At 38.2% G+C, this 18,313-nt stretch carries 25 protein-coding genes; 21 read left to right on the top strand and 4 right to left on the bottom strand.

The genetic code is table 11. The features are described 5' to 3' along the window. The first annotated feature begins 104 nt into the window (after positions 1 to 104). From U9R83_RS17295 to U9R83_RS17250, 10 genes are all read left to right on the top strand, one after another. On the top strand, positions 105 to 947 hold the full coding sequence (locus U9R83_RS17295; RefSeq protein ID WP_243549628.1) for a LysR family transcriptional regulator: 843 nt from the start codon (positions 105 to 107) through the stop codon (positions 945 to 947). Between the two features lie 189 nt (positions 948 to 1,136). Beyond that, a complete protein-coding gene (locus U9R83_RS17290; RefSeq protein ID WP_243549626.1) occupies positions 1,137 to 1,556 on the top strand; it encodes a GNAT family N-acetyltransferase in 420 nt (139 codons plus the stop codon). Further along, a complete protein-coding gene (locus tag U9R83_RS17285; protein ID WP_014459042.1) occupies positions 1,553 to 1,675 on the top strand; it encodes a helix-turn-helix domain-containing protein in 123 nt (40 codons plus the stop codon). The genes U9R83_RS17290 and U9R83_RS17285 overlap by 4 nt, the downstream gene beginning before the upstream one ends. Before the next feature lie 120 nt (positions 1,676 to 1,795). Next, positions 1,796 to 2,107 (top strand): hypothetical protein, encoded by a 312-nt coding sequence (locus U9R83_RS17280; RefSeq protein WP_182421655.1) that lies wholly within the window; start codon positions 1,796 to 1,798, stop codon positions 2,105 to 2,107. Between the two features lie 53 nt (positions 2,108 to 2,160). Continuing rightward, on the top strand, positions 2,161 to 2,424 hold the full coding sequence (locus U9R83_RS17275) for a YesK family protein (RefSeq protein WP_140451246.1): 264 nt from the start codon (positions 2,161 to 2,163) through the stop codon (positions 2,422 to 2,424). Positions 2,425 to 2,487: 63 nt separating this feature from the next. Continuing rightward, positions 2,488 to 3,213: an ABC transporter ATP-binding protein gene (locus tag U9R83_RS17270; protein WP_243549624.1), complete on the top strand. Its 726-nt coding sequence runs from the start codon at positions 2,488 to 2,490 to the stop codon at positions 3,211 to 3,213. Further along, complete coding sequence (locus U9R83_RS17265; protein ID WP_243549622.1) at positions 3,210 to 4,037, top strand: ABC transporter permease; 828 nt, start codon at positions 3,210 to 3,212, stop codon at positions 4,035 to 4,037. The genes U9R83_RS17270 and U9R83_RS17265 overlap by 4 nt, the downstream gene beginning before the upstream one ends. Before the next feature lie 13 nt (positions 4,038 to 4,050). After that, a complete protein-coding gene (locus tag U9R83_RS17260; RefSeq protein ID WP_034268388.1) occupies positions 4,051 to 4,824 on the top strand; it encodes an ABC transporter permease in 774 nt (257 codons plus the stop codon). Between the two features lie 7 nt (positions 4,825 to 4,831). Next, positions 4,832 to 5,509: a response regulator transcription factor gene (locus U9R83_RS17255; protein WP_243549620.1), complete on the top strand. Its 678-nt coding sequence runs from the start codon at positions 4,832 to 4,834 to the stop codon at positions 5,507 to 5,509. Continuing rightward, a complete protein-coding gene (locus U9R83_RS17250; protein WP_243549618.1) occupies positions 5,497 to 6,960 on the top strand; it encodes a sensor histidine kinase in 1,464 nt (487 codons plus the stop codon). The genes U9R83_RS17255 and U9R83_RS17250 overlap by 13 nt, the downstream gene beginning before the upstream one ends. A 234-nt stretch (positions 6,961 to 7,194) precedes the next feature. Here the strand turns inward: U9R83_RS17250 and U9R83_RS17245 are convergent, their stop codons facing one another. Beyond that, a complete protein-coding gene (locus tag U9R83_RS17245; protein ID WP_243549615.1) occupies positions 7,195 to 8,061 on the bottom strand; it encodes an alpha/beta fold hydrolase in 867 nt (288 codons plus the stop codon). A 246-nt stretch (positions 8,062 to 8,307) separates the two neighbouring features. Here U9R83_RS17245 and U9R83_RS17240 point away from each other — a divergent pair, with 246 nt between their 5' ends. The 7 genes from U9R83_RS17240 to U9R83_RS17210 all read left to right on the top strand — a co-directional run bounded on the left by U9R83_RS17240 (position 8,308) and on the right by U9R83_RS17210 (position 14,886). Continuing rightward, positions 8,308 to 9,885 (top strand): collagen-like protein, encoded by a 1,578-nt coding sequence (locus U9R83_RS17240; protein ID WP_243549614.1) that lies wholly within the window; start codon positions 8,308 to 8,310, stop codon positions 9,883 to 9,885. Positions 9,886 to 10,389: 504 nt separating this feature from the next. Beyond that, complete coding sequence (locus tag U9R83_RS17235; RefSeq protein WP_243549612.1) at positions 10,390 to 10,716, top strand: antibiotic biosynthesis monooxygenase family protein; 327 nt, start codon at positions 10,390 to 10,392, stop codon at positions 10,714 to 10,716. A gap of 61 nt (positions 10,717 to 10,777) precedes the next feature. Next, the gene (locus U9R83_RS17230; RefSeq protein WP_226701437.1) at positions 10,778 to 11,347 is read left to right on the top strand and encodes a histidine phosphatase family protein; all 570 of its coding nucleotides are present in this window, start codon (positions 10,778 to 10,780) and stop codon (positions 11,345 to 11,347) included. A 122-nt stretch (positions 11,348 to 11,469) separates the two neighbouring features. Beyond that, positions 11,470 to 11,931 (top strand): GNAT family N-acetyltransferase, encoded by a 462-nt coding sequence (locus U9R83_RS17225; RefSeq protein ID WP_243549610.1) that lies wholly within the window; start codon positions 11,470 to 11,472, stop codon positions 11,929 to 11,931. A gap of 99 nt (positions 11,932 to 12,030) precedes the next feature. After that, positions 12,031 to 13,095 carry a beta-carotene 15,15'-monooxygenase gene (locus U9R83_RS17220; RefSeq protein ID WP_243549608.1) on the top strand — a complete coding sequence of 355 codons (1,065 nt, stop codon included), beginning with the start codon at positions 12,031 to 12,033 and terminating at the stop codon, positions 13,093 to 13,095. Positions 13,096 to 13,235: 140 nt separating this feature from the next. Then, positions 13,236 to 14,489, top strand: coding sequence for an erythromycin esterase family protein (locus tag U9R83_RS17215; protein ID WP_243549606.1), 1,254 nt, complete (start codon positions 13,236 to 13,238; stop codon positions 14,487 to 14,489). A gap of 31 nt (positions 14,490 to 14,520) precedes the next feature. Beyond that, positions 14,521 to 14,886: a cupin domain-containing protein gene (locus tag U9R83_RS17210; protein WP_226555155.1), complete on the top strand. Its 366-nt coding sequence runs from the start codon at positions 14,521 to 14,523 to the stop codon at positions 14,884 to 14,886. Positions 14,887 to 14,912: 26 nt separating this feature from the next. Here U9R83_RS17210 and U9R83_RS17205 read toward each other — a convergent pair whose 3' ends face one another. Both U9R83_RS17205 and U9R83_RS17200 read right to left on the bottom strand, forming a co-directional pair. Beyond that, complete coding sequence (locus U9R83_RS17205) at positions 14,913 to 15,686, bottom strand: Cof-type HAD-IIB family hydrolase (protein WP_226555157.1); 774 nt, start codon at positions 15,684 to 15,686, stop codon at positions 14,913 to 14,915. Between the two features lie 14 nt (positions 15,687 to 15,700). Next, a complete protein-coding gene (locus U9R83_RS17200; protein ID WP_226555158.1) occupies positions 15,701 to 15,871 on the bottom strand; it encodes a hypothetical protein in 171 nt (56 codons plus the stop codon). 113 nt (positions 15,872 to 15,984) lie between these two features. Here U9R83_RS17200 and U9R83_RS17195 point away from each other — a divergent pair, with 113 nt between their 5' ends. Continuing rightward, positions 15,985 to 16,482, top strand: coding sequence for a hypothetical protein (locus tag U9R83_RS17195; RefSeq protein WP_226555570.1), 498 nt, complete (start codon positions 15,985 to 15,987; stop codon positions 16,480 to 16,482). 62 nt (positions 16,483 to 16,544) lie between these two features. On the opposite strand, the gene U9R83_RS17190 is transcribed toward U9R83_RS17195, so the two are convergent. Further along, on the bottom strand, positions 16,545 to 16,745 hold the full coding sequence (locus U9R83_RS17190; protein ID WP_226555160.1) for a hypothetical protein: 201 nt from the start codon (positions 16,743 to 16,745) through the stop codon (positions 16,545 to 16,547). 169 nt (positions 16,746 to 16,914) lie between these two features. On the opposite strand from U9R83_RS17190, the gene U9R83_RS17185 reads away from it, so the two are divergent. From U9R83_RS17185 to U9R83_RS17175, 3 genes are all read left to right on the top strand, one after another. Beyond that, entirely contained in the window at positions 16,915 to 17,322 is a 408-nt protein-coding gene (locus tag U9R83_RS17185) for a DUF1878 family protein (RefSeq protein ID WP_226555162.1), read from the top strand. Positions 17,323 to 17,379: 57 nt separating this feature from the next. After that, the gene (locus U9R83_RS17180) at positions 17,380 to 17,637 is read left to right on the top strand and encodes a hypothetical protein (RefSeq protein ID WP_182421055.1); all 258 of its coding nucleotides are present in this window, start codon (positions 17,380 to 17,382) and stop codon (positions 17,635 to 17,637) included. Between the two features lie 142 nt (positions 17,638 to 17,779). Further along, positions 17,780 to 18,313 (top strand): sigma-70 family RNA polymerase sigma factor, encoded by a 534-nt coding sequence (locus U9R83_RS17175; protein ID WP_028414648.1) that lies wholly within the window; start codon positions 17,780 to 17,782, stop codon positions 18,311 to 18,313.

Genomic DNA, 18,313 nt, shown 5'->3' with positions numbered 1-18,313 from the left:
CCTTTCTCTTACCACCTTTTATTATATCTTCGATGAAAAAAAGGATATAATAGGTAATACTAAGAGAGGTATCATTTAAAATGATATCAGCGGAGGAATTGAGAGTGGAAAGCCAAGACTTACGAATTTTTAAATGTGTGGCAGAAGCCAAATCATTATCAAAAGCTGCGGAGATATTGGGATATGTTCAGCCGCATATCAGCCAGCGAATGAAAAACTTAGAGGACGAGTTAGATACCAAATTATTTATACGTACAAATAGAGGAGTCACGTTAACGGAAGGAGGGGAAGCTTTGTTTAGCTACGCCCAGCGTATTTTGCGTTTAATGGACGAGGCTAAGGCAGAAGTTAATCCAAATAAGTTTAGAAACTCTTTAATTATTGGTGCCTCGCAGACAGTTTCTGCTACTAAAGTTCCTTTTTTGTTCTCGTCGTTTCTGAAAGAAAACAAAAATATCGAGGTTAAACTAAAAACAGATAGAAAACAAGTCTTGCAAGAAATGCTTTCGTACGGGGAAATTGACGGCCTTTTTCTTAGCGGTACTTATAACGAAGCGCAGTTCGAAACGGCTTATCACTATGCAGAAAAGGTGGTGCTCATCGCACCTCTATATGAAGGTAGAGAAGAAACAGATCAACCAACGCTACTCATCAATAGTGATGTAAACTGCATCTATAGAAACAGACTATTAGCGTTTTCAAAAGAACATCATATAAATAAAGCCAACATCATGGAATTTGATTCATTAGAAGCGATTTTACAAGGTGTCCGCGATAGACTTGGCATGAGTGTAGTGCCAGCTAGCGTAGTAAATTCTCGTGGTGATATGCAAAGCATTCACTATCAAGAGCTTTCAGAAGACGTTCGAATTGATTTTGTGGTAAAGAAAGGAAAGCAACGTTCTCCAAGTCTTAAGAAATTTATTCATTTTTTAGGGAGTCTATAATCGAGTATTTATTTTAGGTTCAAATCGTATATGATTTGAACTTTTATTTTTGTCTACATTTATATATTGAATATATGTTTTTATACCCTTAATACTCGTTATGATTTGAAAGATAAATGAATGATCCACCAAGGACTTTTGTTTTTGAAAACAGAAATAGTTTATATAAAAACAAAAGGAGTAGGTTCTATGAAGGTTTCTCTTTCAAATTGTATAGAAGATGTTGAGTGGTCGAGAATGAAAGAAATTTACTGCTCTGTCGGGTGGAAGAAGCATGATGAAGAAAAGATTAAAAAAGTATTTCAATCAAGCAACGTAGTAGCGATTGCTTATGATAAAAATAAAATAACAGGGTTTGGCAGAGCTCTTTCAGACGGTGTATTTAATGCTGCGATTTATGATGTCGTGGTTGATGAGCATTATCAGAACAAAGGAATTGGACAGCAAATTATAGAAAACCTGCTTGCTCAGCTTAAGAATGTTTCTTGCGTTCATCTTGTTTCCACATCAGGCAATGAAGAGTTTTATAGAAAAGCAGGGTTTCGTAAAATGAAAACCGGTATGGCTCGTTATTTAAACCCGTCTTTAGCAAAAGAATATTTAGAATGAGCTATATCTCTATCTTAAAAACTGAAAAAAGCAAAGACTATACTATACGCTTCACTACGCTGGAAGCCATTTGTGAAGTGCTAGATTGTCAGCGGGGTGAATATGTACCAGATGAATAAAAAAAGAGGACGTAGATAAAATCTACGGCCTTTTTTCTTTCTGATGTTGAGACTTTGTAATTTGTATATTTCAATTCAGTATTATATGGTATTATTTTCTTTAGTTAGGAGGTATTTGAAATGAGTGTTTCAAAAGAAAATAAGCCGATTTTATTAACGGTTATTCTGCTGGCGGCTGCTTTTGTAGTGTTTTTTTCGAATCGGATATTCCCACTAAATTCAATTTTTCCAAATAGAAGCGGTGATTTGACCATTCCGCTGTGGCTATTTTTTGCAATAGACGTTGGCTTTATTGTGGCATTAGTTTTAGGAGTCCGAACAAAAAAGCCGAGCGTTGTGTGGTTTAGCATAATCGCAAACAGCATCTTTTTTGTGTTGCTTTCTGGCTTGATGTTTTTATTAGCGATTGCCCAGGGAATTTCTGAGCCGTAAGCTGATTATCTCTATTTTAAGTGAATGAAAAGGATTTAGAGAGGTTGATAGATATGATGATAGGCGGTCCTTTACTGATTGCCCTGCTGCCAGGTGTACTTGTACTCCTTGTAACCTGGCTGTTCAGAAAGATGAAGTGGAACAAAGTTATTAGAATGCTTCCCTCCATGCTTACCGTTCTTGCCGCCACCGTGCTTTTTTATATTGGCTATGTAGAAGTAAGAGGGTTTGAAGGTGCTGGCTATTTGTTTTTATCCGTATGTTTACTGTTGTTTGCAACTGTTGCATTTATCATTGCCAAAAAACCTGTACGATAATTTTTATAAACTTTATAAATTCTTTATAATTCCCTCCTATACTACGTGTAGGGGGGATTTAATATGAAAAATATTATTTTAGAGGTAAGAAGCGTTTCAAAAAAAGTAAGGCGTCGCCACTTAGTAAAAGAAGTATCGTTTCAAATCAGTGAAGGAGAAATATGCGGACTGCTAGGGCCAAACGGAGCTGGTAAAACGACGTTAATTCGTTTATTGACGGGGTTGATTAAACCAACCGGGGGAGAAGTTTTTATTAATAATAAACATATTGTTTCACAAAGAAAAGAAGCGCTGCAAAGCGTTGGTGCAATTGTGGAGTCGCCCATCTTTTTTCCTTATATGACGGGAAAAGAAAACCTGACAAATTTAGCCCGATTGCATTCATTTTCGACAAAACAAGAAAGGCAGCAAAGAGTAAAAGAAGTACTTGATATCGTAGGATTAACCGGCAGAGAAAACGATAAAGTTCGAACGTATTCTCTAGGGATGAAGCAAAGGCTCGGAATTGCTCAAGCTCTTTTAGGTGACCCGGACTTATTAATACTGGATGAGCCCGCCAACGGCTTAGATCCAATGGGGGTACGTGAACTGCGCGAGCTGCTTTTCACCTTAAAACGTGACTATAACAAAACGATTTTAATCTCTAGTCATTTGCTGGATGAATTACAGCGAGTATGTGATCAAATTGTTGTGATGAGAGAAGGAGAGTTAATATGGGACGGCGCTCTGGACCAGTTAGCATCTGGTAAAAATCTTGAAGATGCGTTTGTAGAGCTGGTGTCGCAATGAAGGAGCTGTTAGTAGCGGAGTGGGAAAGACTTTGGAAAAGAAAAGTGGCGTGGCTGACTTTTCTATTAGTGCCGTTGGTACTGTTGGTCGCTTCTTCCTATCTCCAAAAACAAAATGGAGCACTCACAGTCGATTTACCAGAGTATACGTTTGCGGGAAACTTTCCTGTGCTGAGCTTAGTCGAAATGTTATTTACCGTTTTTAATGGAATGTTCTTAGTTTTTATTACCCTCGTTGTTACCGGAGAGTACAGATCCGGACAGCTGCGAATGGTCATGATCCGCTCGTATTCGTTTAAAGAAATTATCCTAGCAAAAGTCGCAGTGATTCTGCTGTTTAATGCACTGTTTTTTATTACGTATTTTTGTATGAGCTATGTGATAGGCTTTCTGATGTTTGAACACCCGCAAAGCTACTTTGTGTTTTATCACAGTCATGCTTTTAACATAAAAGAAGCACTAGTATATAATCTTTCGTTTTATGGATATGCCTACTTAACGACTATTGCGATATGCTGTGTGCTGTTTTTTATCTCTGTTATCAGCAAAACGACCACTACGGCTGTTGGAGTTGGGGTTGCTTTTATACTGATTTCCTTTTCGTATCCTACTTTATTAAGAGGATTTAGGCAGTGGATGAGTGAAGAGCTCTTTGGACAGCTGTTTTTTACTTCCGTACCGATGATTCAATGGCAGGGGATCACAGTCATGATGGCGGAAAAACCGCAGTTTGTAGGGTGGAATTTCGGCGTGTTAGGGTTTTATATTTTATTCTTTGGTGGTTTAACGTATTTAGCTATTCGAAAAAAAGAATCATTTCTATAAAAGGAGAGAAGACATGATGACAGGACTTTTTATCAGTGAATTAGAGCGAACGTTTAAACGAAAGAAAACAGCGGTGGTACTAGGTGTGTACATAGGGTTACTTGCTTTTAGCTGGTTCTTTTTCTTTCAAAGGGGAGGCATTTCATTTTTTGATGCGGCTCATGACGTGAAAATTGATTCTTTAAATTCAGCACCGCTGCTTCTTCGAGACCTATCCTTTGCGATTACGTTTATTGTCATTCCTATGTTTGTGGCAGATAGCTTTAACGGCGAGTATACGTCGGGAGCTCTGCGCATGGTACTAATTCGACCGCACCATCGCGTGAAGCTGTTTTTTGTAAAGTGGGCGGTTCAATGTTTACTAGTTTTTATTATTCTTTGTATTACGTGGGTAGTGGGGACATGCCTTGGGAAAATGGTTATGCCTCATGTAAATGAAACAACATTTTTAGGCGGACATACGCTAGGGACTTTAGGGGCGTTACTATATTCGCTGAAATTTTACGGCATTTGTTTTTGCATCTTTATAGCGGTTATTAGTATCGGGAGTATCCTGAGTGTTCTTATGCCTAATTCCATTTTATCTTACGTCGCAACCATTGGTGCTTTAATTGGAAGTGTGTATGTGTCAGATAAACTAAGCTTCTTTTTCTCGGTAACCGATTCTGTTTTTCATGAATTAAGTAGGCCAAACTCTGAATTTTTAGTGAACCTATTATTTCCAATTTTGCTTATTAGCCTTATAATAAACCTATTCGTATGGAAAAAGAAGGAATGGGTAGGGTGAGATGGAGATGAAGCAAACAATTTTACTAGTGGACGACGAAAAAGACATTATTTCATTTATGAAAGATGCGCTGAGTGATGAAGGATATGAGGTGGTGTTTGCTTACGAAGGGCAAGAAGCGTTAACAAAGTTAAAAATAAATCCAGACTTAATTGTGCTGGATGTGATGATGCCAGGCATAGACGGCTTTGCACTTTGTGAAATGATCCGAAAAAGCATATCATGCCCCATTATCTTTCTAAGTGCCAAACAAACGGAGCAGGACCGAGTAAAAGGACTATTAGTGGGTGGAGATGATTACTTAGTTAAGCCTTTTAGCATGAAAGAACTAAAAGCCCGAATTTACGCCCATCTGCGCCGAGAGCAGAGAATTAACAGTAACTCCTATAACAGGCTTCACTTTGGAGAGTTAACCATTGATTTAAATGGCTATCAAATTTTACATAATAATGAAGTAATTCCGTTTACTTCAAGAGAATTTGAGATTATTCATTTCCTCGCTCTTCATCCAGGTCAGGTGTTTACACGCGAGCAGCTGTATGAAAAAGTTTGGGGCTACGACGCGGAAGGGGATTCGTCTACGATTACGGAACACGTGAAGAAAATTAGAGCAAAACTATTAAAGTATGACGAAACGCCTTATATCTCAACCGTTTGGGGAATTGGCTACAAATGGGTAAAATAAAAAAATGGATGAACCGGGCGACGTTAAAAGCGCAGTTTGTTTTATCTTTTCATTTAATTTTGCTGTACAGCCTGCTTGCGACGCTTTTAACGTGGGGAATTGTCATCTTAGTGAACTGGTTTCTTATGCCCGGAGCACTGAATCCAGCAAATTATTATGAAAAACAAATTCCTGATATTTTGCAGTTTGTGAATAAAAAAGAGGATGCGCTTCTTTCGAAAGATGTTCAAAGCCAAGTAGAAGCGGTTATTCCGCTAGAAGGAATGGATTATCAAATTATAAATAAAGAAGGACAAATCGTGTATGGATCCATGTCCACTTCATACATAAAAAATAAACGGAATCTTTATTCTCAGGTCAATACAAATATTCATTCAGGTAAATATATTATAAAAGTCTATCCGCTTTTTAATTCAAAAGACGAAGTAAACGGGGCGATTGCGTTAAGATATCAATTAAATGTGGCTTCGGCTAATCCAAATATTAAATGGATTGTTGCGCTTGTAACGTTTTTATCGTTAGCCAGCCCGTTTCTTTACTTTTATTTGTTTGCTTATTTGTTTGGAAGACGATTTAGCAAAAAAATTGAACGGCCTTTTAATGAGCTGATGACCGCAGCCAAAAATATTCAGCATAATAATTTAGATTTTTCGCTGTCCGTCACTCAAGACGCCAAAGAATTAAGTCAGCTGCTGCATGCCTTTGAAGAAATGCGAAAAGAATTAAAGCAATCGCTATCTAAACAGTGGCAGCTAGAAGAAGACCGCAAAGATATGACAGCTGCGATTGCGCATGATTTACGAACGCCTCTTACGATTATTCACGGTCACACCGAAATTTTAGTAGAAGGAAGCAAAAAGGACCCGGAGAGGCTTAATCGATATTTACATACGATCTACACAAATACACAGCGTTCGATTCAACTATTAAATCAGCTGCAAGAAGTATCTGTCATAGAAAATCCGGGCTTTACCGTAAAGAGAGAGCCTATTCATATACCCTCATTTGTTCATGAGAAGGCAAACGAGTTCCAGCCTTTATGTCAAAAAAAAGAGATTGCATTTGTATCTTCAACTAGTGTAGAAGATGCATCCAATCAATTTTACGGAGATCCTCAGCGCATTTCTCAAGTATTAGATAATATCATCACAAACTGTATTCGCTACACGCCTGAACGAGGGGAGATAGCTTGGAAGACAGTCATTCATCATAACGAAGTAATCTTTGAAATATATGATACGGGTCCCGGCTTTGCGTTATCGAACAAAGATCAGCTGTTTAAAAAGTTTTACAGAGAAGATGCGTCAAGAACAAGCGGCCACGGAAACTTGGGGCTAGGTCTTTACATTGCTCATTCCATAGTGAAAAACCACGGAGGAAGCATCACAGCGGATAATAAGGAGACGGGAGGAGCATTGTTTAAGATTGTTCTTCCGGTGGGAAAGAAGTAAACGCATAAAAAAAAGAACCCTCAAAAAAGAGAGTTCCAAAAAGGGTAAGTAAGAAAGAAATGTACATGTTCCTTTGGGGGGACTGCATCTGTACAGTGAAATTCATACCCCATATACATCTGTTGAAACGTTGAAAAATAATCCAATTACAAAAAATAGACGATGATATGTTTTATAATCTATTAAAAAGACTGCAAAGCGGTTGTATCCTGTACTTTGCAGTCTTTTTCTAGTTTATTTGCTTAAGAAGTTTCTCATGAATTCATTTACTTTTTCTGGCTGCTCATGCTGAGGAGCATGCCCTACACCATCTAAGCGGTGAATCGTTACGTTTGGAACGTACTCTTCAATTCCATCTAAATTACTGTTTTCAAACGCTTCATCTGCATTTCCCCATACAATTAAAGTCGGAGAGTGAAATACTTTATGCGGAAGGGCAACAGGTTTATGAACGCGCTCTTCAAACGGATAAAGAGAAGACGCACGGTAGTAGTTAAGCATGGATTTCATCGCATTCGGCTGATTCCACGCCTCTACGTATTTAGCTTCTTCTTCTTTTGTTAAATAGCCTTTTTTGATGCCAGGCTCCGTCAGCATGTTTCTTAGCTTTTCACTATTATTTGCGAGTAGCTCATCTTGAGAATTTGGCTGTTGGAAAAAGCTCATATAGCTGCTTGCTTCTCGTTGAGCAGGGTTTTCAGCAAGCTCTCTTATAAATGTATAAGGATGCGGTGCATCGAACATCACTAACTTTTTGACATACTGCGGATACGTATAAGCAAATGCCCATGCTACAGCGCCGCCCCAATCGTGTGCTACTAACACACACTCTTTTTCACCAAATGCTTCAATTAACTGTTTTACATCTTCCATTAGAAGAGGCATGCTGTAAGAAGAAATTTCTGCTGGCTTATCTGATAAGTTATAGCCTCGCATATCTACCGCTACCACGCGATAATCTTTCGAAAACTCTTCTAACTGATGGTGCCACGTATACCAAAAGTAAGGGAAGCCATGTAAAAATAGCATAAGCTCGCCTTCACCTTTTGTCACGTAATGGAGGTTTACATCATTCACTTTTACATAACCGTCTTTAAACATCTTACTCATCCTTTCGCTTTTAACCTTTATTATAGAAAAACTTTACTCTTTATTAGTTGATATATCAACTAATAAGCTTTTATATGTACTAAATGAGCTATAAGACCTTTTGGGAATCTTTATTTTGGTTATTGTGTGCAAAATAGAATATGGGAATTTTATTTAATTGTACAAAATTATTGTGTTTAAAAACATTATCATTTGCTCATGCATACTGTATTAAAAAATGTAGAAAGTGTGAGATATATGACGAGTTACAGTAAAAAAAAATACGTTAAAAAATCCAAAAGTGCGAGAGAAGACTATTCTTGTCGTACTAATACTCGATATGAGAAAAGATGTGACGACTTTTGTAACTGTGAAATTTGTTGTGTAGAAGGGCCGCCGGGACCGCCGGGACTTCCGGGACTTCCGGGAACTCCGGGACTTCCGGGAACTCCGGGACCTCCAGGATCTCCAGGACCTCCGGGATCTCCAGGACCTCCGGGATCTCCAGGACCTCCGGGATCTCCAGGGCCTGCGGGATCTCCGGGACCTCCAGGACCCCAGGGGCCTCCAGGACCAGCGGGAGGGCCTCCAGGACCACAAGGGCCCGAAGGACCTCAAGGACCAGCGGGATCGCAAGGGCTCCAAGGGCCAGAGGGGCCACAAGGACTTCAGGGGCTCCAAGGACCAGCAGGAACTCAAGGGCCGGCGGGACCACAAGGGCTTCAAGGGCCAGCAGGAGCTCAAGGGCCTGAGGGACCTGAGGGCCCGCAAGGACTTCAGGGGCTCCAAGGACCAGCGGGAGCTCCAGGACCAGCAGGGCCGCAAGGGCTTCAAGGACCAGCAGGAGCTCAAGGGCCTGAGGGACCTGAGGGACCGCAAGGGCTTCAGGGGCTCCAAGGGCCAGAAGGAACTCCAGGGCCAGCAGGGCCGCAAGGGCTTCAAGGGCCAGCAGGAGCTCAAGGGCCTGAGGGGCCTGAGGGACCGCAGGGACTTCAGGGGCTCCAAGGACCAGCGGGAGCTCCAGGACCAGCAGGGCCGCAAGGGCTCCAAGGGCCAGCAGGAGCTCAAGGGCCTGAGGGGCCTGAGGGGCCGCAGGGACTTCAGGGGCTCCAAGGACCAGCGGGACCGCAAGGGCTCCAAGGGCCAGCAGGAGCTCAAGGGCCTGAGGGGCCTGAGGGGCCGCAGGGGCTTCAGGGGCTCCAAGGGCCAGCGGGAGCTCCAGGGCCAGCAGGGCCGCAAGGGCTTCAAGGGCCAGCAGGAGCTCAAGGTCCAGCAGGACCGCAAGGGCTTCAAGGGCCAGTAGGAGCTCAAGGTCCAGCGGGACCGCAAGGACCAGCAGGAACTCCTGGTGGCAATACAAAAGCTATTCTGTTTGGTGGTGTTAACACAGGATTCCAAAGAGTCGCTGGATCACCTGGCGCAACTTCTCAAACTATACCATATGTAACTGGAGGATCAGGAAGCGTAGTAGGTTTCTCAGGTTCTATAAATGTTAATAACTTATCACCTGGCTCTTATAGCTTTCAAATATGTTCAGATGTAATAAACGATGCATCGGCACCATTAACAAGCAATATTATATCAACTATTGTATTGAGGGTAACTGCTACAACGAGTGGGACTTTCAAATTCAGTATTCGTTCTACAGCTGTAGGACCGCAGTCTGTGGTATTTGTTTCAAACGGCTCACCTTATGTTCTGGCTCCCGCTACAGCTACCTGGATTAGTAATATTTCAGGGAATCCTATAGCAGCTGATACTGCTCTCTCACTATTTGCTAATCCAACTCCTGCATCAAGTGCCATTTATACCGTGTTTTTAAACACTAGTATTTAATAGTTGGAGACTTAAAATATAGCCGGTGTAGGAAGTTTTTAAGCTTTCCAAATATATTCGTTTAATAAATAATAATTTCAAGAAAAAAGGGCTTAAGTTTGTCTTAAGCCCTTTTTAAATTTTATAAATCTATGCATTTAATAAAGAGGTTTATGCTATAAAATAAGAGAAACTTACTGTTATAGAATCTTCTTTATTTTTATGGTTATTATATGTTATGTGAATTGAGATTTTAAATAGAATGATAAAGGAAACTGAAAAACACCTCTCGGTAACTATCTATCGGTCCAAGTTTTTCTTCAGCGTCTCAAAAATCAAAAACTACAGTATGGAGTATTTATCTTTACATGCTATTAAATGTTACATTTTGTATAGGTAAACTTAAAAAAGTATTATAATGGAATTTATAAAAATAGTACTAAAAGAAGATAAAGGTAATAGAAAAATTAATTATGCACTTATACTTTTTTACTGTTAATTTGACTTCTAAAGGAGGAAATCAATATGGGTGGAATCTCTAAAACCCCCGAACCACCTTATTATGCCGTTATTTTTGCTTCTGAAAGAACGGAAGGTGAGAAGGGTTATAGAGTTATGGCAGACAAAATGGTAGAGCTTGCTTCTGCACAAAAAGGCTTTTTAGGAATAGAAAGTGCCAGGGACAAAGATTTAGGCATTACCATTTCATACTGGGATTCTTTAGAATCAATCAAAATGTGGAAAGAAAACTCAGCCCACCGCGCAGCCCAGCACAAAGGGAAAACAGAATGGTATCAAAAGTTTTCGCTTAGAGTTTGTAAAGTGGAAAGACATAGCTTTTTTGAGATGTAGGGCGCTTCTAACATGAAAAGATGAATTACACATACACAACAGTTTTAAGAGGAGAGAAAATGTGACAAATTTATATTTGATCCGGCACGCTCATTCGATGTATACACCTGATGAAGTCAATAGACCTTTATCAAAAAAAGGAATGGTAGATGCTGAGCAAATTGCGAGTTCACTTAAAAACGAAGAGATACATCTTGTGATTTCCAGTCCGTATCAACGAGCTGTTCAAACAGTCGAAGGAATTGCCAATCAATTCAATTTAGATATTGAACTGGCATATGATCTGAGAGAAAGAAAGTTAAGCTCGGATCCTTTAGAAGATTTTGAAACAGCAATCACAAAAGTGTGGAAAGATCCTTTATTTTCTCTAGCAGGAGGAGAGTCAAATATCATAGCTCAGCAAAGAGGCATAGCATGTATTTGTAACATTTTAGAAAAGTATCAAGGAAAAAATATTGTTGTTGGAACGCATGGAAACATCATGGTGTTAATCATGAATTATTTTGATGCAAAGTATGATTTTGAGTTTTGGAAGAGTTTACAGATGCCTGATATCTACAAATTATCTTTTGAAGGAGATAGCTTAAAGTCTGTTTCAAGAGTGCGCATAAACGACACCAATAAAAGTTAAAGTCTAAAATACATTGCAGATGTTAAAGGCTTTTCATATAGCGGAATACGTGTCTAGCATTTGAAAAAGAAAGGGCGTGCATATGGAAATGAGGAGAACCATTAAGACGCGGAGGAAAAACCATGACAGTTGATTTCTTGTCTAATCATCCTGATTATATTAAAGAAGTCGCCTCTATGATCTATAAAGAGTTTGTGGAAAACACAACTAGCAAGATGACTTTTGAAGAAGCTGTAACCTTCTTTTCACACACGCAAAAAGATGATTTGCCTCTTACACTCATTGCGCTAGAAGGAGAAGCGTGCGTAGGGACCGTATCAATTTTTGAAAACGACTTAAAAATACAAGGTGTATACAAACCTTGGCTTGCTTCCTTGTACATAAAGCCCCAGTATCGCAGTAGAGGTGTAGGTCAAACTCTCATACTAGAAGGATTAAAGGTAATTAAGAGCTTAGGATATCAAGAGCTTTATTTAAAGACTGAAACCGCCTCTGAATACTACCAAAACAGAGGGTGGAAGCTTCTTCAGACAATTTCAGGTAATAACGATAAAAAAGTCGATATCTTTAAATGGATTTTATAACACAAAGCCATGTTACAAAGTGACTTAAGTCAACTACACTGCTAAAATGGAAGTAACAGGAATTGTAATGTTTCGCCAACTAAAAGTGAGGTGGGTTGTTTGGTTCTTCATAAAAAAACAGTTTCTTTTGTTGCTCTTTTCTTGTTGTTATTAGTGATAAGCTCGAATTATGTGTTATATCATTCTTCTTTTGGAACTCAGTCTTTGCCTGCTGATCTCAACGGAGTGGTAGTAGGATCTATTTTAGATTTAAGCCTTGTGGCTCCGCTCTTGTTTCTAGCTTGGCAACGTAAGTTCAGCGTAAAATATTTTATTGTATTAATGGCCACAGGTCTTATTGCTGCGCGTTTTATCATTCCAAGTGAATATTTAGCTTCTTTTCAGTCGGTTATGTGGCTAGGCGTTGGCATAGAAGGGGTACTCATTTTCTTTGAACTTTCGCTGCTGTTTATGCTGGCTAAAAACGTACCGCCTATTTTGAAAAGAGTCAAATCAAGCTCTTTACCGCTTTTATTTTCCTTTTCGCGGGCTATAAACGAAAAGTTTCCCAAACAAACGTTTATACACATACTGTGTTCAGAAATGCTGATGTTTTACTATGCGTTTGGAACGTGGAAGAAGCAGCCGAGTACTGAAGGGGATACGTTTACTCTGTATAAACGCTCAAGTTTTATTACATTTCAAATTATGATTATTCACGCGATTGTTATTGAAACATTAGGGCTTCACTGGCTCCTGCACAACACGTCAATCATTCTTTCAGTTGTTTTACTGTTCCTTAATATTTACAGCATTGTTTTCTTTATAGGAGACATTCAAGCATTAAGGCTTAACCCTTTACGAGTGGAAGATGATCGTATATACGTTTCGTTTGGCTTAGCCAAGCGTATGGAAATCTCTTTTAAAGATATTGAAGAAATAATAGAAGACACTCACATCCTCGAACAAAAAATACCTAACACCACGATTGAATTTATTGCACGTGATTTTGAAAAAGTTTATCCAGATCTTTTATTAACACTAAAGTCTCCAGGAGAGGCGACACTTTTTATGGGGATTAAAAAGAAATACAAGCAGGTCGCCATTCGTGTAGATGATCCTCATGCGTTTAAGAAAATAGTCAAAGAACGTTTGGAGAAAGCTCAGCGAGATGAGTTGATCTAGAATTCTAGAAAGATAAGACCTTATAGAGATATCTATAAGGTCTTTTTGCTGTTGATTAGTTACCGGACATAAATAGTGAAGTGTTAGCTGTATTTTAGTAAAATGGAAGTAATAGGCAATGCGATAAAGGGGGATAGGGTATGGGAATTTTTTTTAGAGGAAAAGAGAAGTATTTAAACTCTATAGAATGGCTATCTGAAAACTCAATCCATTTAAGCAAACCAACTGAATGTACGCCGCAAGAGTTTGAATTTCTCCGTCATATCGTAAAAGATAAGAGAGTTGTGTGGTTAGGGGAAAACGGTCATAACATAAGAGAACATAATATGATGAAGTCAAAAATAATAGAATTTCTACATAAAGAAATGAATTTTACCGTACTGGCATTTGAAAGCGGATTAGCTGAATGCTACAGCGCTAATGAGTTAAAGAAAGAGTTTACAGATGAAGACTTTTTAAAAAACGCGATTTATTCTTTATGGGCAACAAAAGAAAATCTGTCTTTGTCTCAGCTAATAAAGAACTCAGATTTAAATTTAATAGGAATAGATATTAATCCTTCTTCTAATCCAGATCTTTTCATAAAATTTGTTCAGCAGCTGAGTCCCGTAGTGTCTAAAGACGTAATAGAAAAGATAGAATACATTGAAGCAGGCGTATATAAATGGTACTACCAGCTAGGGCAATATAAAGCGAGAAGAAAAAAAGTCCCAGCAGAAATGCTGCATGAGTTTGAAGAGTTTAAAGAAAAAGCAAGCGCAGTAATAGCGGACTTAGAAGCTTATCTACATGAAGAATACGTTTTGTATCTTGAAAATCAAGAGCTTGCATGTAAAGTTAAAATAATTATTCGATGCCTGCAAAATCGCTTATATTTTGTTAACCATATTCACCATAACCACCGAACCTATAAAAAAGTAAGAGAAAAAAGGATGAAAGAAAATCTAGAGTGGGTTTGTCAGGAGTTGTATCCTGACGAAAAAATTATTATTTGGGCCCATAATCTTCATATTTTCAAGCAATACAAAACGTTTACGGGATTTGAACCTCTAGGAGCAATTGTCTCTAATAAAATAAAAAAACAGTCTTATTACTTAGGCTTATTTATGTATGAAGGTGAAATACATACGGATACAGGGCAGCCATACAAAATAGAGAAGCCGCCTAAAAAAAGTCTAGAAGATTACATGCATCAAGTGCAGTCACCGGCGTTATTTACGGATTTCTCACAGCTTGAAAAAAACTCAGACAACAAGTGGATATTCACTAAAACGATCTTTTTAGAAAGCGGTACTATGCCGAATTTATTTGTACCGCGTGATCAGCTAGACGGTGCTTTATTTGTTGAATCTGTTTCTCCGCCCGAGTATCTTAAGCGCAATAAAAATAAATAAAAAATCGTAATGAACCAAGAAGAGGTGCACATTGAAAATCTATACATGCAGTAAAGAAAACGGCAAAAAAGTAGAAAAATATCAGTCGCATTTAGCTACTTACGTAAAAATGATTCAAACAAACGAAGCGGCTACGATTGGCTATATGTATATAGATGGAGAAGGAACGGTAGGACATCACCCAGCGCCTATACCTCAGCTGTTTATCGTAGTCGAAGGTGAAGGATGGGTAACAGGAGGAGATCAAAAACGAGTATCCATTAAACGTGGAGAAGCGGCGATGTGGGAAAAAGGAGAGTGGCATACGTCGGGAAGTGAAGAAGGCATGACGGCCATTGTCATTCAATCCGAGGAGCTACATCCTGAAACATTTATGGAGGGAAAAAAGCACGCTTAGATAAATTATCTAGGCGTACTGCTTTCTTATAAAATGCCAAAATTTTTAAGGGCAAATTCAATTCCGTCTTCACCTGATTTCTTCGTAACAAAATCAGCAGCGCTTTTTAACTTATCAGATCCATTTCCCATCGCAATTCCAAGGCCGGCTAACTCGATCATATCAATATCGTTTTCGCCGTCTCCAAATGCGATAGCTTCGGAGTGATCGATGTTAAAATAGTTTAAGACGTTTAGGATAGCTACCGACTTTGTGATTTCTTCTTGAAGAACACTTACGACAAAAGGATGCCACCTTTTAAACATTAAATGAGGAAATCGCTGTGCATACTGTTCAGCCGTTTTTTCATCAGCGAATAAGCACATTAAATAAATATCTTCATCGTAAATACGCTCACTTATTTGAGGATAATCACTGAGCGATAATGTTTCGTTCAGGGCTTTTAAAATATTTTTATCTTTGACACCGTTCATGCTGAGCTCTTTTGTGTAAAATGAAAGGCCGTGATTTTCCGATGCTGCGTATTCAAAAACTTCGCGCACAGCGTGCTTATCCATAGACAGCTTATGAATGATTTCTTCATTATGTACAGTAAACGCTCCGTTTGCGGTAATGAGCGTATCTATACCTAATTCTCTAATTTCTTCACAGAGAGATAAAGGCCTTCCGGTAGCGGCTACGATTTTTAATCCTTTGTACTTTAAACTTTTTACAATCTCTCGAGTTTTGGTGGAAATCGTCCCGTTTTCGTGATGAGTAAGAGTTCCGTCCACGTCAAAAAATACAATTTTATAGCTCATAGTAATCTCCTTGCTTAAACAGCTCGATCTTTTTTTACATTTACAAGCAGTAGCGAACAGGCAAAAATAGCACCTACATATAAAAACGCCGAAACAACCGGTTTATGTAAAAAAGCAGTATGATTGTATGAAGAGTCATACAAGTAAAGAGCGGCTAGAAATAGAAAAGGCAGTAGTTTTTTCATGTTGTCACCCCTGGTTTTATTATACATATTTTCCTTGTATTTGTATGTAATCTTAATAAGAGTGATAGAATAATAGTATTTTACATAAGCAAAGAGAAAGCGAAGTGACGAATATGACGATACATCACTATATAGGTTCTCCTTATGAATTGCCTACAGGAAGCTTTGGCATAAAAGAAAAGTTGGTGCCTTTATCCGAAGTTTCTTCTTTTAATCAAAGTCAAAAGAAAGAAAAGCTGATTACAATCTATGAAAAAGAAGAAGATGCGTACGGTATTAGTATCAATTACTTAACTGAAGGGTACAGCGATATAAAGCATGTATTCACCTTGCCATATATCTACGAATTATCTTGCGCTGTGCACCCGAAATCCATGAGAGAGCTTTTTACATATATTGAAGAACACCTTATAGAGGGTTGTCACATCGAATTATATTCTTGCTTGGACGGTGATGAAGCGGAAGAAAAAGATTCCAGTCTAGATACGAGTATTAACTTAAAAACGCTTTATTTGGGAAAGCATTATAAATTAGATAAAAAGAAGTATATCTATGAATTAGGGGAGATGTTTACATTTGAAGATAAACAATTTGTAGTGGTGGTTAAGTGAGTTGGTTAGCCTGTAACTTTTGGGTAAGAGTTATAGGCTAACCAGTTTAGGTAGACTAATATTTATAAAAAAGGCTTAATATACGGAAGACTCAAACTAAAATAAATAACAAATGACATAAGCAAGTAACACCCAATAACACTTCTTCTAACTGGTTTAGAAGCTTTCTTCAACCAGCCCCAGTGCTTCTCGTCATAGTCAAAGATAAAGTAATCTAAAATCACAGATAACGTGATAATAGCAGCAATTATTAATAAGCCCATATGTATCCTCGCTTTCAATTTATAAAGTAATTTCCTATTTATAACAATATACCTTATTATCCAATTAATTACAAAGTGATACCCCTATAAATGGTTTATTATCACTACTAGATTATGGTAAAATCCACAGAGTATAGCAGTATCATTTTCTAAGAAAGATGTGAAGAAGTTGGACGTAGCAAAAGAAGTAAAGCTATTAAAATATCAAATGAGTCTCATGAAACATATGATTAACCCTGAGGAACATCCTTTTTTTATGTTTGCGATTGATCATGAGTTTGAAGAAAATCAAGTTCAGGCATTTTTAAAAATACTAGGTGTGTTTAGCTGCCGAATAAAAGGTGAAGATATTTCCGTATTATATCAAGATGATCAGCTGTTTTCGCCATTTAACCTTGAGTTAGATAAACTATATGTGTCAGAACAACCAACTGTAGAAGAATTAAAATCGGTTGCTGCTAAAATTTTTTATCAGGAATTTGAATTAGAGTATTTATTGTGCAGTTTAAAGAAGCAGTTTATTCAAACTGAAGTTTGCGATTTCTTCTTGCAGTGTTTAAAACCAGGCTCGAAATAAATGATTTAAGAATGTGTTTAAAAGTGAAAGTTTCAAAGGTAGGGGAGGTTAGTTGAAATGGCAGGAGTTATCAATTTTTGGTCATTTATCTTTACACTACCATGCGTTGTGTTCTTTTTCATCGCTTTTTATTATTCAGCATTATTGAATATAAATTTTTGTCTAGCAATTATTCTATTTTTTATCGGCATTGCAGGTTTCTTTGGAATAAACAATTGGGCATCGGCTCTAAGAAGTATTCTAACAGTGGTAATTAGTGCTGGGTTAATTCTAGTGACAGGGTTTATTATCTTCATCGGCAATCTTTTTTCATAGCATGTACATAAAAGTACTACTAAAGGTTCTCGTGTAGAGAACCTTTTTTTCGTGCAGATGCAATTATCTAGAAAATAAAAATAAAAATATAAAAACCTTTTTATAAAACGCTTCGTCTAAGAACAAGAAAGGAGAGGCAGAAGTGAAAGAACTAACCGTAGAATGGATACACGTGCAAGACAAAGAACTAGTGATAGATGAAATTATGGATCGATATGGACAGGAAATCTTGCAGCTGGCTTACTCATATGTAAACAGCGTAGCGGTTGCGGAGGATTTGACGCAGGAGATTTTTATTAAATGCTACAAAAATCTTTACAAGTACAGCGGTAGATCCAAGTTTCGGACGTGGTTATGGCAAATCGCAATTAACCACTGTAAAGACTTTTTAAAAAGCTGGTACAACAAAAACATTATACCGGCGACAGACTATTTTCCAAATCATATAAGTGAAAAAGAAAACATAGAGGAAGCTGTTATTCAACACGAAGAAGACCACGAGCTGATGTCAGCTGTTATGAAGCTGCCTACCAAATATAAAGAAGTGATTTACCTCTTTTACTATGAAGAATTGTTAATTAAAGACATTGCGCTCGTAACCAAAACCGGAACGAATACAGTAAAAACAAGACTGAGGCGTGCAAAATCACTTTTAAAAGAAATGCTGGAGGAATGA

Source organism: Priestia sp. LL-8 (assembly GCF_036227845.1).
GTDB lineage: Bacteria > Bacillota > Bacilli > Bacillales > Bacillaceae_H > Priestia > Priestia zanthoxyli.
This window is presented reverse-complemented; position numbering and strand designations above follow the sequence as displayed.

Excerpts from the sequence above, each read along its gene's own strand:
- U9R83_RS17265 (WP_243549622.1), top strand. The coding sequence starts at position 3,210 with ATGAAGGAGCTGTTAGTAGCGGAGTGGGAAAGACTTTGGAAAAGAAAA.
- U9R83_RS17205 (WP_226555157.1), bottom strand. The coding sequence starts at position 15,686 with ATGAGCTATAAAATTGTATTTTTTGACGTGGACGGAACTCTTACTCAT.
- U9R83_RS17270 (WP_243549624.1), top strand. The coding sequence starts at position 2,488 with ATGAAAAATATTATTTTAGAGGTAAGAAGCGTTTCAAAAAAAGTAAGG.
- U9R83_RS17225 (WP_243549610.1), top strand. The coding sequence starts at position 11,470 with ATGACAGTTGATTTCTTGTCTAATCATCCTGATTATATTAAAGAAGTC.
- U9R83_RS17195 (WP_226555570.1), top strand. The coding sequence starts at position 15,985 with ATGACGATACATCACTATATAGGTTCTCCTTATGAATTGCCTACAGGA.
- U9R83_RS17215 (WP_243549606.1), top strand. The coding sequence starts at position 13,236 with ATGGGAATTTTTTTTAGAGGAAAAGAGAAGTATTTAAACTCTATAGAA.
- U9R83_RS17250 (WP_243549618.1), top strand. The coding sequence starts at position 5,497 with ATGGGTAAAATAAAAAAATGGATGAACCGGGCGACGTTAAAAGCGCAG.
- U9R83_RS17180 (WP_182421055.1), top strand. The coding sequence starts at position 17,380 with ATGGCAGGAGTTATCAATTTTTGGTCATTTATCTTTACACTACCATGC.
- U9R83_RS17190 (WP_226555160.1), bottom strand. The coding sequence starts at position 16,745 with ATGGGCTTATTAATAATTGCTGCTATTATCACGTTATCTGTGATTTTA.
- U9R83_RS17275 (WP_140451246.1), top strand. The coding sequence starts at position 2,161 with ATGATGATAGGCGGTCCTTTACTGATTGCCCTGCTGCCAGGTGTACTT.
- U9R83_RS17290 (WP_243549626.1), top strand. The coding sequence starts at position 1,137 with ATGAAGGTTTCTCTTTCAAATTGTATAGAAGATGTTGAGTGGTCGAGA.
- U9R83_RS17255 (WP_243549620.1), top strand. The coding sequence starts at position 4,832 with ATGAAGCAAACAATTTTACTAGTGGACGACGAAAAAGACATTATTTCA.
- U9R83_RS17285 (WP_014459042.1), top strand. The coding sequence starts at position 1,553 with ATGAGCTATATCTCTATCTTAAAAACTGAAAAAAGCAAAGACTATACT.
- U9R83_RS17260 (WP_034268388.1), top strand. The coding sequence starts at position 4,051 with ATGATGACAGGACTTTTTATCAGTGAATTAGAGCGAACGTTTAAACGA.
- U9R83_RS17200 (WP_226555158.1), bottom strand. The coding sequence starts at position 15,871 with ATGAAAAAACTACTGCCTTTTCTATTTCTAGCCGCTCTTTACTTGTAT.
- U9R83_RS17240 (WP_243549614.1), top strand. The coding sequence starts at position 8,308 with ATGACGAGTTACAGTAAAAAAAAATACGTTAAAAAATCCAAAAGTGCG.
- U9R83_RS17245 (WP_243549615.1), bottom strand. The coding sequence starts at position 8,061 with ATGTTTAAAGACGGTTATGTAAAAGTGAATGATGTAAACCTCCATTAC.
- U9R83_RS17280 (WP_182421655.1), top strand. The coding sequence starts at position 1,796 with ATGAGTGTTTCAAAAGAAAATAAGCCGATTTTATTAACGGTTATTCTG.
- U9R83_RS17235 (WP_243549612.1), top strand. The coding sequence starts at position 10,390 with ATGGGTGGAATCTCTAAAACCCCCGAACCACCTTATTATGCCGTTATT.